A 14,034-nucleotide genomic window follows, 5' to 3' on the forward strand; every position below is an offset into this window, starting at 1 on the left:
AATAGTTCTTTAAAAGACGTTTCGGATTGTCTCTTTGAAGTGATCTTCACCTGTATAGCCATCAGCAAAACTCCACCCTGTATGCAAGGACCATAAGAAACGACAAAGCTGCTTGATGCCGTCATAGTCTTGTTCCGTTGATTGATTAATGGTTTGCCTCAACACCTGCGACATATGACGCAATTGCGCGAATCCACCCTGCTCTATATTGACTGCTGATAACGTAACGCAAACATCTAGTTCTGACTGAAATCGCTTCAGAGTCAAAATAACTCGGACATACATATCGGTATCACTTTGTAAACAGCTAGCTACTGCGTGCCACCGATCTTGTGAGTCACTAAATTTCTCTTTGAAATACGCTCTGAAAACTTCCTGAGACTTCAATTGCTCTGGAGTGCCTAAATCTGAGTGATTGCCACATGCGAACAAATATTCTGGAATTAGGTCATCTAGCAGTTCTTCATACTGGCTTTTAAGATAGCGCTGGAGTGCAATCTTCTTTCTCTTCTCCGGCCACCACGAGATCAATACGTAGATTAGTAAACTAACAAGAATTGCCAATCCAAAATCAAAAGCAATCTGCTTGAAATCTTTTTCATCTACTAAACCAGTAACAGACCAGGCAACTAAAGCCAACGACAAAACCCCAACAAGGCAGATCCAAAAATTGGGGCGTTTTAAAAATACGAGAAGATGCATTTGCTTAGTCAATCAATTTTTGGTTAATTGCAATAAATCACACCTCCATCCCAACCAAACAGTACGCTACGTCCACCAGCTGAATACGAGTCTTTACCTGTTTCCCGAACCGTACCGAACGCCGCAAGTCGCTTCAAACGTTCAGACTTACTTAAGCTCGGCGCGCAATGATCAGCGCCAGCAGTCGAAGATGGCTTGGCATTGTTAGTAACCACCTTGGGAATTTGCGTATCGAAGGTCCACAGAACTTTCATACTCGCAAACTTCACATAGTCAGACGTATCTAAAAATTGTGAAAACTGGTGCGATAAGCCTTTAGGTTTTCCAGTCGGATCAACGTTTGTAGAGAATTCAGAAAATCCAATTCTTTTTTGAAAAACTTGAAAATTATCGTTATCTGAAAAGGTAACGATGAAACTCTCTTGTTGATTTTTCTTTGCTAATTGAGGGTGCGAAAAGTACTCTGGATAGCCGTCAATATCAAGTGAAACCAATAGCTTGCGATCGACCACCTTTGTTTTTGCTGTCACCTTCAAGTTGATAACTGACAGGTCAGACACCCACTCTTGAACCTTTTCATATTTTTCGTCGTTTTTCTTTCGATAGAAATCTTCAATTTTTCCGTAAACACTTACGACAACTACAACTCCCAGCAAAGCAACAAACAGCGCTAATGTCAACTTGCCAACTGACTGCAAGTAGCCCTTGACTTTCGTAAACAGCTCATTCATTTCAAATTTCCTTTTGTTATTCATAAACACTCCCCCCGAAACAAAGCCCACTCCTCACACACCTTGCCCGAGGGCAATTCGCACATGCCAACTTCGCCTTGCGGCGTGCGCTTGATGGTCAGCTTGCCGCCAGCGTTGATGCAGTGCACCGATGCGGGGTTGGCCATTTCGGTGGCGGGCTTGGTGGCTGGTTCAGACGGCGTGCAGGCGCAGCTGGCTATGGCAATAGCGCAGAAGGTGGCAATTTGCGGCAGATGCATGTCAATTAACCGTCATGTATTCGTTTATTAAATTTAAGTTAATTCTATTGTGTCTGTTTATCGACAATTAGCAGGCTCACGGTTTGCACCCAGCCATCCAGTATGCTCACTGGCTCACGCACCTATTAAGCCCCTTTTTTCGCCCGTTCTGCCCCACATGTCTAGCCCCCACGCCACCGGTTTTATGGTGCTTCATAGCAACCAGCTAGAGGGCCTGCGCGAGTTGGCGGTGCAGTTCATCCGCAACCACCCGCTGCCCGTGCTCGCGCCCGAGGTGCTGCTGGTGCAAAGCAACGGCATGAAGCATTGGCTAGAACTGGCTTTGGCCAAAGACCTAGGCATTTGCGCGGCCACGCAGGTGGAGCTGCCGTCTGCCAAGCTGTGGCAGATTTACCGCGCCGTGCTGGGCCCCAGCAATGTGCCCGCGCACATGCCGCTGGACAAGTCGCCACTGGTGTGGCGCATCATGCGCTTGCTCCCCAGTTTGTTGGCCAAGCCCAGCTTTGCGCCACTGAAAAACTACCTAGGCCAAGCCGAGGCTGACGCGTCGCCCATGAACCGCCGCGCGTATCAACTGGCCGCGCAGCTGGCCGACGTGCTAGACGGCTACCAAAACTACCGCGCCGATTGGCTAGAAGACTGGGCCAATCACAAAGACACACTACGCACGCAAACAGGCACAGCCACACCCCTGCCCGCCGCACAAAGCTGGCAGCCAGAGCTATGGCGCGATTTGCTAGACGACCTTGCGGCTGACGCCGAGGTGAAGGCTGAGCTGCAACACAGCTACAGCTCACGCGCCAAAGTGCACGAGGCGTTCATGGCCAAGATGGCCACCTTGCCCGAAGGCCAACGCCCTGCGGGTGTGCCGCACCGCATCATGGTGTTTGGCGTCACATCGCTGCCCATGCAAACCGTGCAGGCGCTGGCCGCTTTGGGCCGCGTGTGCCAAGTGCTCATGCTGGTGCAAAACCCCTGTCAGCACTACTGGGGCCATGTGGTGGAAAGCCGTGTGCCATTGGCTAAGTTGAGCAAGCAACGCCAAGCCCATAAAAAAGATTTGCCGATTCCGCAAGACGATGGCTCGTTGAGCGAAGCCGATCAATACAAGTTGCACACCGACACGCACCCCCTGCTGGCCGCATGGGGCAAACATGGCCGCGACTACTTGCACTTGCTCGATGGCTTTGACGACGTAGACCAATACAAAGGCCAGTTCAACCGCGTGGATGTGTTTGTCGACCCCGCAGACACAGCCGCCGACGAAGGCCGCAAGCCCACGATGCTGGAGCACTTGCAGTCGTCCCTGCTCAACCTTGCGCCACTGCCCGACCACTTAACCGACGTGCCCGCAGACGACACCAGCGTGCGCTTTGTGCAAACGCACTCGGCCCAGCGCGAGGTCGAGGTACTGCACGACCGCTTGCTGGCGTGGCTCGATGCCGACCCCACTTTGAAGCCCGCCGACATCATGGTGATGGTGCCCGACATGGCCAACTTTGCGCCGCACATCCATGCGGTGTTTGGCCGTTTTGCGTCGCATGAGTTACGCCACATTCCCTACACCGTGGCCGACACCACGCCGCGCACCGAGCCACTGGTGCAAGCCCTCGACACCCTGCTGCAACTGCCCCAACTGCGCGTGACGCGCGTGGAGTGGCAAAGCCTGTTTGAAGTGGCCGCCGTGCGCGAACGCTTTGGCCTAGAAGAACACGACGTGGCCCAGCTCGACACCTGGCTGGCCGACGCCGGCGTGCGCTGGGGCCTCGACGCGCCGCACCGCAAACCGTGGGGCATTGCGCCCGACATGGCCGACGCCAACCAAAACAGTTGGCTGTTTGGCATCGAGCGTTTGCTGCTGGGCTACGCCACGGGCGCAAGCGACGACCTCGCCACACCGTGGGCCGACACCCTGCCCCAAGCAGGCGTGGGCGGGCTAGACGCACGCGTGGTCGATGGCCTGTTGCAGTGGCTGCGCCACACACAAATAGCGCTGATCAAACTGCGCCAAGAACACACACCTACCGAATGGGTGGCAGTGCTGCAGCAGCTCGTCGCGTTGTTCTTTAAGCCGAACGACGAAGCCGATGAGCGATTGATCGAGCGCGTGATGGCTCCGCTAGAAACATGGCTGGCCGAATGCCAACTGGCGCGCCTCGACAGCCCACTGCCATTGGTGGTGGTGCGCGAACACTGGATGGCCCAGCTGCAACAGCCCGCCATGCAACGCCGCTTCTTTGGCGGTGGCGTGCAGTTCGCCACGCTTATGCCCATGCGCTCCATCCCCTTCAAGTGCGTGTGCTTGCTGGGCATGAACGATGGCGACTACCCACGCAGCCAAACCCCACGCGACTTTGACTTGATGAGCGACGCCGCACATGCAGGCAGCACCCAATCACATTGGCGCGCAGGCGACCGATCGCGCCGCGAGGACGACCGCTATTTGTTTTTAGAGGCGTTGCTGTCGGCACGCGACAAGCTCTACATCAGCTGGCAAGGCCGCCGCACGACGGACCACGAAATCAAACCACCGTCGGTGTTGGTGGCACAACTGATGGACTACCTCAATGCGGTGTGGACGCAGCGCAATGACAAAGGCGAACCCATGCCCGCATGCGTTGCACCACTGCAGCCGCTGCAAGCGTTTTCGCAAGCCTACTTTCGCCAAGGCACGGGTGTGCAAACCTATGCCGCCGATTGGCAACAAGCGCAAAGCAATTCAAATAGCAAAACACCGCACACTAAACAAGAAGCGGCAGACCAAGCCCCTACAGAGCTAACCCTCAAGCAGCTCAACCGTTTGCTCAAACAACCCGTGGATGTGTTTGTGCGCGACCGTTTGCGCTTGCACCTAGACACACCCGAAGCAGCCAGCGCTCAAGAAGAACCCTTTGCGCTCGACCACCTCGACAGCTACACCCTCACGCAAAGCATCGTGCAAGCGCCCGACCCCGAACACGCGCTGCAAGTGCTGCGCCTGAGCGGCGAGCTGGCCTTGGCTGGTTTTGGTCAAGCGCAGCAAGACATGCTGCTGCAACAACGCGACGAGTTGCTAGAGCGCTTTGACGAGATTGCCAAAAACTGGCCCATGGATGTACCCGTGCAGTCCAGCCGCTTTGCACTGGGCGCACACAGCCTGAGCGCCGAATGGGCGAATGGGCAACAGATTTGGAAAAGCAAGGCTGATCAATCCGCGTGGCTACAAGTAGAGATGCGCCCCGGCTCGGTGCTGGAAGGCAAAGAAAAAGCCAAGCACCCACGTGCGCAAACACTCACCACGCTGTGGCTCAATCACCTCGTGGCTTGCGCCAGTGGCACGCCCACCACCAGCGTGCAAATTGGCCTCAACGGTGCGGTACAGTTAGATGCGCTGTCTCCGTCTGACGCCTTGGCTGAATTGCAAAATTTGGTCACGCTCTACCAAGAGGCATGGCACAAGCCACTGCCTGTGGCACGCAAGACGGCGTGTGCGTTTGTAATGACTCAGCTCACAAGCCAAGACACAAACGCAAGAGACCTTGCCCTGCAAGCCGCACAAGTGGTGTTTGATGGCAGCCGCAACCTCACCGGCGAATACGAAAGCAGCACCACGCTGCAACGTGTGTTCCATAGCTTTGCCGATTTGCAAAACGAATTGCCAGACATGGCCGAACGCATGTACGGCAAGATGGTGAAAAGCGCCAGACTGCTGAGTGCAGCGAAGGCGTCTGAGGAGGCTGACGCATGACGCAAAAGCCCAACCATCAAGCCCAAGCGCTAGACGCCCTCACCTTGCCGCTGCATGGGCGGCAAGTGATCGAAGCCAGCGCAGGCACAGGCAAAACTTGGACGCTCGCTGCTTTGTATGTGCGCTTGGTGTTGGGCCATCTGCGCGAAGACGCTTTATTGCCACCGCAAATTTTGGTGATGACGTTCACCGATGCCGCCACCGCCGAACTGCGTGACCGCATTCGCATACGCCTGAGTCAAGCTGCGGCTTACTTTGATGCCAGCGCACAAAACCGTGCATTGCCTCAAGGCTTGAAGCCTGACCCTTTCTTGGTGAGTTTGCGCGATAGCTTTGACGCATCGCTGTGGCCACGCTGCGCCATGCAGCTCAACTGTGCTGCCGAGTGGATGGACGATGCTGCCATCTACACCATCCATGGATGGTCGCGCCGCATGCTGAGCCAACACGCACTCGACAGCCGCAACCTGTTTGAGCAAAACCACCTCGACAACGCCGAAGACCTGCAACGCACCTTGGTGCAAGACTATTGGCGCGAATGGTTTTATCCACTCAGCGCCGACACGCTGCAACACATCACACCACTCATCGGCCATGCACCTGATGATTTGCTGACCACGGTGCAAGGCATTTGGCGTGACCAAGAACGCACACCAAAAACCATCGAGGCACCTGACACCACGCCCACACAACTGGTGGCGCAATATTTGGCTTGGCAAACTGTGCTGGAAGCCAAAGCCACACACGCCCGATCCCTCTGGACTGACAGCGTGTGGCAAGCCCTAGATGCAGCGATTGCCAACAAAACCATCAAAGGCCGAGGCATCACCGCACCCAACTTGGCACGTTGGTCGAATGCACTGAAAGAATGGGCCGAGCAAGGCACGCCCATCAAAACCGAATGGCTCAACCGTTTTGCCACCAGCGAGCTGACCGATAAGGGCTGGGCTGATGCCACAGGATTTGCGTTCTTTGCCGCGGTTGAAGACTACGTGGCTTATCTGCACGAAGAGCCCGACACGCACAAGCACATCGCGCTGCATGCGGCGCACACCATCGGCACGGCGTACAAAGAAGCCAAGGCGCAACGCGCTGCATTTGACTTTTCAGACCTGCTGCAAAACCTGTATCACGCGGTCATGGCCGAAGACGGCCGACTAGCCACGGCCATTCGCCAGCAATACCCCGTGGCATTGGTGGATGAGTTTCAAGACACCGACCCTTGGCAGTACGGCACGCTCAACCGCATCTACGACACACATGCCTGCACCGATGCAAATGCCTTGGTGATGATTGGTGACCCCAAGCAAGCCATCTATAGCTTCCGTGGCGCAGACTTGGGCACTTACCTGAAAGCGCGTGAGGATGCGCTAGAACACAACCCACTCGCGCTGCACACCCTCAGCGGCAACCGCCGCTCCAGCGATGGTTTGGTGAATGCGGTGAACCATGTGTTCACACAAACCGACACACCGTTTTCATCACACATTGATTTCGTGCGCGTGAGCGCAGAAGGTGGCGTTGAACCACTCACACAAGCCGATGGCAAAGCCCACACCGCCATGACGGTGTGGCACATACCCTGCGGCGAGAAACCGACCAAAGCCAGCGCGTATGTGCGCAGCATGTCAGAGGCATTTGCCAACCACATGGCGCAGCTGCTCAACGAGGGTGTGGCACAGCCGGGTGATATGGCCGTGCTGGTACGCGGCCAACAACACGCCGACGCCATTCGCGCAGCGCTGCGCGAGCGCCACATACCCAGTGTGTATTTGTCAGACCGCAGCAATGTGTACAAATCTCCCGAGGCGCTAGACCTGTGGCGCTTGCTGCGTGCCGCTGCATCACCACGCCAAACCGTGTGGGTGCGCTCCGCCGTTGGCAGTGGTTTGTGGGCGCTAGAGCTTGACGAGGTGCTGCACCTCACCGACCAAGAAGCTGAGTGGGAAAACTTGCTCGACAGTTTTCACCAATGGCATCAGATGTGGCAACAACAAGGCGTGCTGCCTATGTTGCATCACTGGATGCACAGCCAAGGTGTGGCGCAACGACTGCTCGCACAGATGGATGGCGAGCGACGGTTGAGCAACCTGCTGCACTTGGGCGAACTGCTGCAACACGCCGCGCAGGGTTTGCAAGGTGAGCACGCCTTGGTGCGTTTCTTAGGCGAGCAAATTCATTCGCCCACAGAAAGCGCAGATGCACAAAAGATGCGCCTCGAAACCGACGCGCAGTGCGTGCAAGTCATCACGTATCACAAGAGCAAGGGCTTGCAATACCCGCTGGTGTTTGTGCCCTTTGCAGGCAGCTTCAAAACTGAAACGGCAGCCAAGTCCAGCTACGCCGATGACGATGAGGACACCTCAGACAAAGAAGCACCCTCATCGGTAGAAGAAGACATGCGCTTGCTGTACGTGGCCCTCACCCGCGCCCAACGTGCGCTGTGGCTGGGCATGGCTGAAACGTATGGCGACATCAGCGGCGACGCCACCAAAGGCACGCTCAAACAAAGTGCCACAGCCAAGCTGCTCAAACGCCAAACGCGTGGCGACTTGGGCACTCAGCTCAATACCTTGTGGGGCAGCTGCAAAGACATCGCCGTTCAGACCATGCCCGAAAAAGACAAGGTGGTCTATCAAGCGCCCAGCGAATCAGCCGCAGCCCAAGACGCGCTCACACCCACACGCACCCACCACAGCCTGTGGTGGACGGCAAGCTTCAGTGCCATCACGCGCGGGCTGGTGTCGGAATCGAAGCGCGACGAAGCGGTGGCTGATGCGATGACGGATGCACAGCCCGATGTCGTGGCTGCATCACTTGCCACTGCGCCTGAACCCGAGAGCATCAGCGCGTGGCAAAGCTTCCCCGCTGGTGCGCGCTACGGCACACTGCTGCACGATTTGCTGGAATGGCTGTCGCAAAACCATTGGCCCGTGGCGAATGACAACGCACCTGAGTGGGCCAAACAAGCATGGGGCAATTTGCTAGAACGCAAAGTCAGTTGGTTGCAACTCGACGATGCACCGCGTGCGCAACTCGAACCATGGCTACAAGCCGTGGTGCAAACACCGTTGCCTTTGCACGCGCTGAACGCTGCGCCTTTGACACTGCGCGACCTGAGCACCGAGCACATGTGGCCCGAGATGGAGTTCAACTTAGAAGTGAGCCATGTCAGCGCCACAGCACTGGACCAGCTCATTCAACGCCATGTGTTTGAAGGCACGCCACGCCCTGCACTACAAGCGCGTGTGATGCAAGGCTTGCTCACCGGCTCGATGGACTTGGTGCTGCAGCACGATGGCCGCTATTGGGTGGTGGACTACAAGTCCAACAAACTGCCCAGCTACGACAGCGCCACCTTGCAAGACGCCGTGCTGCACAAACGCTACGAAGTGCAATATGTGCTCTACACCTTGGCCCTGCACCGCTTGCTCAAAGTGCGCCTACCCAGCTACGACTACGCCCAACACATGGGTGGCGCGGTGTATATGTTTTTGCGCGGCATTCACGCCGAAGGTGCGGGCGTGCATTTGCAGCGCCCACCGCAAGAACTGATCGAAGCTTTAGACGCTTTGTTTTCAGGCGCCTAAAAACTCAAGACATGCGCCCGATGGCGCAGCTCACAAATGACTTGGCATTGGTCAAACCAGCATCTAGGCCGCTGACGCTGCCATGCTCTGGATAACCCATGGATTTGAGTTTGGCGATCAACGCTTCGCGTAACGACGCATCGGCGTTGACACTGATGAGTTGTTGTTCACGATCGATCACGATGTTGGACACACCGGCCATGCTCTCCAAGCCTTTGACGATGGACTTTTCGCAGCCACCGCATTTGATGTTTTCCACATGCACTTGAATTTGATTCATGGTCATAAGAACTCCTTTTACAAACATCCGTTGTTTAATTTTTCTTGCAACGTATGCCCTTAGTGTGAACCGAGTCACCACGAACGCATATGATTCAAATCATATGAAAACAAGCCCCGCCCATCTGCCACCTTCCCTGCACAAATTACTGCCCATCCGCCTTCATGACCAGTGCACTGCCGCCTTTATGAAGAAAGGCAGCTTGCTGTTTCAAACCGGTAAAAAGCCGCAATGGATGTTTTTTGTGGTCGAGGGCGAAGTCACCCTGGAACGTCTAAGCCAGCAGGGCGACCCAGTGGTGCTACAGCGCACACGGCACGGTTTTGTGAGTGAAGCCAGTTTGCAATCGGCCAAATACCACTGCGATGCCCGCGCCGTCACCAACTCGAATGTGGTGCAAATCCCCATTCAAGCCTTGGCAGAGGCGCTGCAGCAGGACGCAGATTTTTCGGCACGCTGGATCAGCATGCTCAACCAAGAAGTCAAACGCCTGCGTCTGCAATGCGAGCGGTTGAGTTTGAAGTCGGTCAAAGAGCGTGTGCGCCACCTCATCCTCACAGAAGGCCGAGAAGGCACCTACGCAGTTGACGCTGGTCTGAAATCGCTGGCCAGCCAACTCGGCGTGACTCACGAGGCCTTGTATCGAACCTTGGCCAGCTTAGAAAAAGACCGAGAAATTCAGCGCGCCGACCGTGCCTTGACCTTGATTCGCGCATAAGGACTTACCCTAGAAATAGGGTATTCACACTTCAAAGCGATACTTTTTTTACGTTTTTCCACAATAATAAGTAACACATTGAAAAGCAGCTTGATTTGATCCAACGCAAATAGAGGGTATGTGATGCTTTCACAGTTTTTGCAGTTTTTGTTTTCTGGCATCACGGTTGGTGCAACCTATGCCCTCGCAGCACTGGGCTTCACACTCATTTACAACGCCAGCAACGTCATCAACTTTGCACAAGGTGAGTTCATCATGTTGGGTGGCATGTTGGCAGTGTTGTTTGCCCAAATGGGTTTGCCTTTGCCTGTGGTGTTGGTGTTGGCCATCGTCATTCCTGCACTGGTGGGCATCTTGATGGAGAAGATCGCCATCGAACCCGTCAAGGGCGCGGACACGGTGTCACTCATCATCATCACCATTGGTGCATCGCTGGTGATTCGTGGCCTCATTCAGGTGTGGTTGGGCAAAGGCACGTTCAGCCTGCCCGCTTTCTCAGGGGACGCGCCCATTCACATTTTGGGCGCCACCTTGTTGCCTCAAAGCTTATGGGTACTCGCGGTCACCGCTTTGTTGGTGACGGCCTTGTGGTATTTCTTCAGCCACACCCTGACGGGCAAAGCCATGTTGGCCACCTCGTTCAACCGCACAGCTGCTGAGTTGGTGGGCATCAACACCAACTTTGTGTTGTTTTTGAGCTTTGCCATGTCGGCAGGCCTCGGCGCGGTGGGTGGCATTTTGGTCACGCCCATCACCATGACGTCGTATGACGTGGGCATCATGCTTGGCCTCAAAGGCTTTGTGGCCGCAGTGGTGGGCGGTTTGGGCAATGGCTTGGGCGCTGTATTGGGTGGTTTGCTGGTGGGCATTCTCGAAGCGATGGGCGCGGGCTACATCTCGTCGGCCTACAAAGACGCCGTGCCATTTGTGCTCATCTTGTTCATTCTTTTCTTCATGCCGCGTGGCCTGTTTGGCGGCAAATCGACAGACCGGGTGTAACCATGCACAAGAACGCTTACTTAGGTTTGGGCCTTGTGGTGGCCGTGTTGTTGGTATTGCCCTTTGTTTTGCCCAACAGCTATTACACCGACTTGGCCATTCGCATGGCGATCAACGCCATCATCGTGATTGGTTTGAATTTGCTCATCGGCTTTGCAGGTCAAATCAGCTTGGGACATGCGGGTTTCTTGGGCATTGGCGCTTACGCCTCGGCGGTGCTGCCTACCCACTTTGGCATGCACCCTTTGTTGGCAATGGCCGCAGGTGCTGCAGCGACCGCCGTGATTGCGGGCGTGGTGGCCAAGCCTATTTTCAAACTCAAAGGCAACTACTTGGCCATGGCCACTTTGGGCTTGGGCATCATCATCAACATTGCGCTGCGCAACGAAGCGCAATGGACAGGTGGGCCTGATGGCATGGCCGTGCCTGCGCTCAGTGTGTTGGGGTTTGAACTCAGCAGCGACAAGCAGTGGTACTGGGTGGTCGCCGCCTTGTTGGCCATCAGCGTGTGGGCATCGCTCAACCTCATCGACTCGCCCTTTGGCCGTGCCTTGCGTGCCTTGCATGGCTCAGAAGTCGCCTCACAAGTGGTGGGCGTGAACATCGTGCGATACAAGGTGGCGATCTTTGTCATGTCCGCCGTGTTTGCCAGCCTCATGGGCAGCATCACCGCGCACTACATCGGATTTGTCACGCCCAACTTTGCTGACTTCTTCCACTCTATTGAGTTGGTGACGATGGTGGTGGTCGGCGGCATGGCCTCGGTGTTTGGCTCCATCGTGGGTGCAGTGTTGCTGACGGCCCTGCCACAAGCACTGGCCACCTTTGAGGGTTGGGAAACCGTGGTGTTCGGTGCAGTGCTGATGCTGTGCATGATCTTTTTGCCTAAGGGTCTGGTGCCCACACTGGCAGCCAAATTGGGCAAGGGAGAGTGAGCATGTCACTGCTTGAAGTCAAAGACCTCTCTATCCATTTCGGCGGCGTGAAGGCTGTTCAAAATGTCTCGTTCAACATTGACGCGGGCATTGTGTATTCGGTCATCGGCCCCAACGGTGCGGGCAAAACCACGCTGTTCAACCTCATCACTGGCGTGTACAAACCCACCTCAGGCGAGATTCGCTTGGATGGCGAAATGATCCAAGGCAAGTCACCCAACGAGCTCGCCGAGCGCGGTGTGGCACGCACGTTTCAGAACTTGCAAATCTGCATGAACATGAGCGCGCTGGAAAACGTCATGGTCGGCGCCCACCTGCGGCTAGACCGAAACCTTTTCAAAGCCGCCCTGCGCTGGCCCAGCCTGCGCCGCCGCGACGCCGAGCTGCGTGAAGAAGCGGCTGAGTTGATGAAGTTTGTGGGTCTTGAGCAGCACATCCATGCCCGCTCTGATGCCTTGTCTTATGGCGTGCTCAAGCGTTTGGAGATTGCACGTGCACTGGCCATGAAACCACGCGTCATCTTTTTGGATGAACCCGCTGCGGGCTTGAACCCCAAGGAAACCATCGAGATCGACCACTTGGTGCGCAAGCTCGCCGACTCGGGCATCACCGTGGTGTTGGTGGAGCATGACATGAAGATGGTGATGAACTTGTCCGACCGCATCTTGGTGCTGGACTACGGCAAAAAGCTCACCGAAGGCACCTGCGCCGAAGTGCGCAAAAACCCCGACGTGATTGCCGCGTATTTGGGCGCACACGCCTGAGGACCCAAACATGGAAGCACTTCGCATCATCTCTGACGAGCACAAAAACTTCTGGCGCATTGCCGTCACGCTCGAGCATGTGGCCGACGAGATCGACCAAGGCGTCAAGGTCGATCCTGCGTTTTTTGAATCGGTCTTCAACTACCTCGAAAACTTTGCCGACCATGCCCACCATCTGAAAGAAGACGACCACCTCTTTCGCCTGATGCGTTTGCGCTCGGACAGCGCCAAAGCCATGATCGATGGGCTGGAAGACGACCACCGCATGGCCGAGCAACATTTGGCGCAACTCAAAGCGACATTTGCCCAAGCCCCACACGGCGACTACGCCTCCCTCACCGCGTCACTGCGTGACTACACACGCCGCCTGAAAAACCACATCACGCAAGAAGAGACCGAGGCCATGCCGCTGGCCCGTCAAATTTTGAAAGCTGAAGACTGGCAAGAAATTGACGCCAAGTTTTTAGACAACCAAGACCCCTTGTTTGGCGAGCAAGCGCGCGCGGACTTTCGCGAGCTCTACCACCGCGTGGTGAGCTTGGCCCCTGAGTCGATTGGCTTGGGCGGCCACAGCAGTGGCACGCTGGATCGCCACGCCAAACCAGTGTCGGGCGACATCGTGCTGAAAGTCACAGGACTGGAAAGCAGCTACGGTCGCATCAAAGCCTTAAAGGGTTTGAACCTCGAAGTGCGTCGCGGCGAAACCGTGGCGCTGGTGGGCGCCAACGGTGCAGGCAAGACCACGTTCTTGCGCACCCTCTCGGGTGTGCAGCCCATGGGCGCAGGTGAAATTTGGTTTGATGGCGAAGACGTCTCCAAAGTACGCTCTGACCAACGCATGCGCCGTGGCATTTGTCACAGCCCTGAGGGCCGCCAAGTGTTTGGCCCGCTGTCGATTGAAGACAACTTGCGCTTGGGCGCTTACACACAACCCAAAGAGTATTTGGCGCGCGATTTGGATCGGGTCTACACCATGTTCCCCATCCTCAAAGAAAAGCGCCACTTGCCTGCGGGCACGCTCTCGGGCGGACAACAACAAATGCTGGCCATTGGTCGCGCCCTGATGGGCCGCCCCAAATTGCTGTTGCTAGACGAACCCTCCATGGGCTTAGCCCCTTTGTTGGTCGAAGAAGTGTTCAACGTGGTCAAGGCCCTCAAACGCGAAGGCATGACCATCATCTTGGCCGAACAAAACGCATTTGCCGCACTCGCCTTGGCCGACCGCGGCTATGTGCTGGAGACGGGCGAAATCACCTTGACCGGCAACGGTCAAGACCTCATCAAAAACGAAAAGGTGCGCGCTGCTTACCTTGGTATGTAAACCCAAA

General features: G+C 55.9%; 11 protein-coding genes and 1 pseudogene. 8 read left to right on the top strand and 4 right to left on the bottom strand.

The genetic code is table 11. The features are described 5' to 3' along the window. Positions 1–9 precede the first annotated feature (9 nt). Genes QMG27_RS09560 through QMG27_RS09570 form a run of 3 tightly spaced genes read right to left on the bottom strand, consistent with a single transcriptional unit; the run spans position 10 to position 1,693 of the window. Positions 10–702 (bottom strand): hypothetical protein, encoded by a 693-nt coding sequence (locus QMG27_RS09560; protein ID WP_281810826.1) that lies wholly within the window; start codon positions 700–702, stop codon positions 10–12. Between the two features lie 23 nt (positions 703–725). Continuing rightward, entirely contained in the window at positions 726–1,433 is a 708-nt protein-coding gene (locus QMG27_RS09565) for a hypothetical protein (RefSeq protein ID WP_281810827.1), read from the bottom strand. A 20-nt stretch (positions 1,434–1,453) separates the two neighbouring features. Beyond that, positions 1,454–1,693: a DUF333 domain-containing protein gene (locus QMG27_RS09570; protein ID WP_281810828.1), complete on the bottom strand. Its 240-nt coding sequence runs from the start codon at positions 1,691–1,693 to the stop codon at positions 1,454–1,456. Positions 1,694–1,850: 157 nt separating this feature from the next. Here QMG27_RS09570 and recC point away from each other — a divergent pair, with 157 nt between their 5' ends. Continuing rightward, positions 1,851–5,420 (top strand): exodeoxyribonuclease V subunit gamma, encoded by a 3,570-nt coding sequence (gene recC / locus QMG27_RS09575; RefSeq protein WP_281810829.1) that lies wholly within the window; start codon positions 1,851–1,853, stop codon positions 5,418–5,420. Next, complete coding sequence (recB, locus tag QMG27_RS09580; RefSeq protein ID WP_281810830.1) at positions 5,417–9,010, top strand: exodeoxyribonuclease V subunit beta; 3,594 nt, start codon at positions 5,417–5,419, stop codon at positions 9,008–9,010. The genes recC and recB overlap by 4 nt, the downstream gene beginning before the upstream one ends. 4 nt (positions 9,011–9,014) lie before the next feature. On the opposite strand, the gene QMG27_RS09585 is transcribed toward recB, so the two are convergent. Further along, complete coding sequence (locus QMG27_RS09585) at positions 9,015–9,296, bottom strand: heavy-metal-associated domain-containing protein (RefSeq protein WP_281810831.1); 282 nt, start codon at positions 9,294–9,296, stop codon at positions 9,015–9,017. Positions 9,297–9,477: 181 nt separating this feature from the next. On the opposite strand from QMG27_RS09585, the gene QMG27_RS09590 reads away from it, so the two are divergent. The 6 genes and pseudogenes from QMG27_RS09590 (at position 9,478) to QMG27_RS09615 (ending at position 14,027) form a co-directional block, all read left to right on the top strand. After that, a complete protein-coding gene (locus QMG27_RS09590; protein WP_281810832.1) occupies positions 9,478–10,008 on the top strand; it encodes a Crp/Fnr family transcriptional regulator in 531 nt (176 codons plus the stop codon). 123 nt (positions 10,009–10,131) lie between these two features. Beyond that, on the top strand, positions 10,132–11,007 hold the full coding sequence (locus QMG27_RS09595; protein WP_281810833.1) for a branched-chain amino acid ABC transporter permease: 876 nt from the start codon (positions 10,132–10,134) through the stop codon (positions 11,005–11,007). A gap of 2 nt (positions 11,008–11,009) precedes the next feature. Further along, the gene (locus QMG27_RS09600) at positions 11,010–11,942 is read left to right on the top strand and encodes a branched-chain amino acid ABC transporter permease (protein ID WP_281810834.1); all 933 of its coding nucleotides are present in this window, start codon (positions 11,010–11,012) and stop codon (positions 11,940–11,942) included. Between the two features lie 2 nt (positions 11,943–11,944). Beyond that, positions 11,945–12,706 (top strand): ABC transporter ATP-binding protein, encoded by a 762-nt coding sequence (locus QMG27_RS09605; protein WP_281810835.1) that lies wholly within the window; start codon positions 11,945–11,947, stop codon positions 12,704–12,706. A 10-nt stretch (positions 12,707–12,716) separates the two neighbouring features. Then, positions 12,717–13,109, top strand: a pseudogene (locus QMG27_RS09610) (hemerythrin domain-containing protein); the annotation flags it as partial. 216 nt (positions 13,110–13,325) lie between these two features. Then, a complete protein-coding gene (locus tag QMG27_RS09615) occupies positions 13,326–14,027 on the top strand; it encodes an ABC transporter ATP-binding protein (protein ID WP_281814597.1) in 702 nt (233 codons plus the stop codon). Positions 14,028–14,034: the final 7 nt, after the last annotated feature.

The organism is Limnohabitans sp. MORI2 (assembly GCF_027925025.1).
GTDB lineage: Bacteria > Pseudomonadota > Gammaproteobacteria > Burkholderiales > Burkholderiaceae_C > Limnohabitans.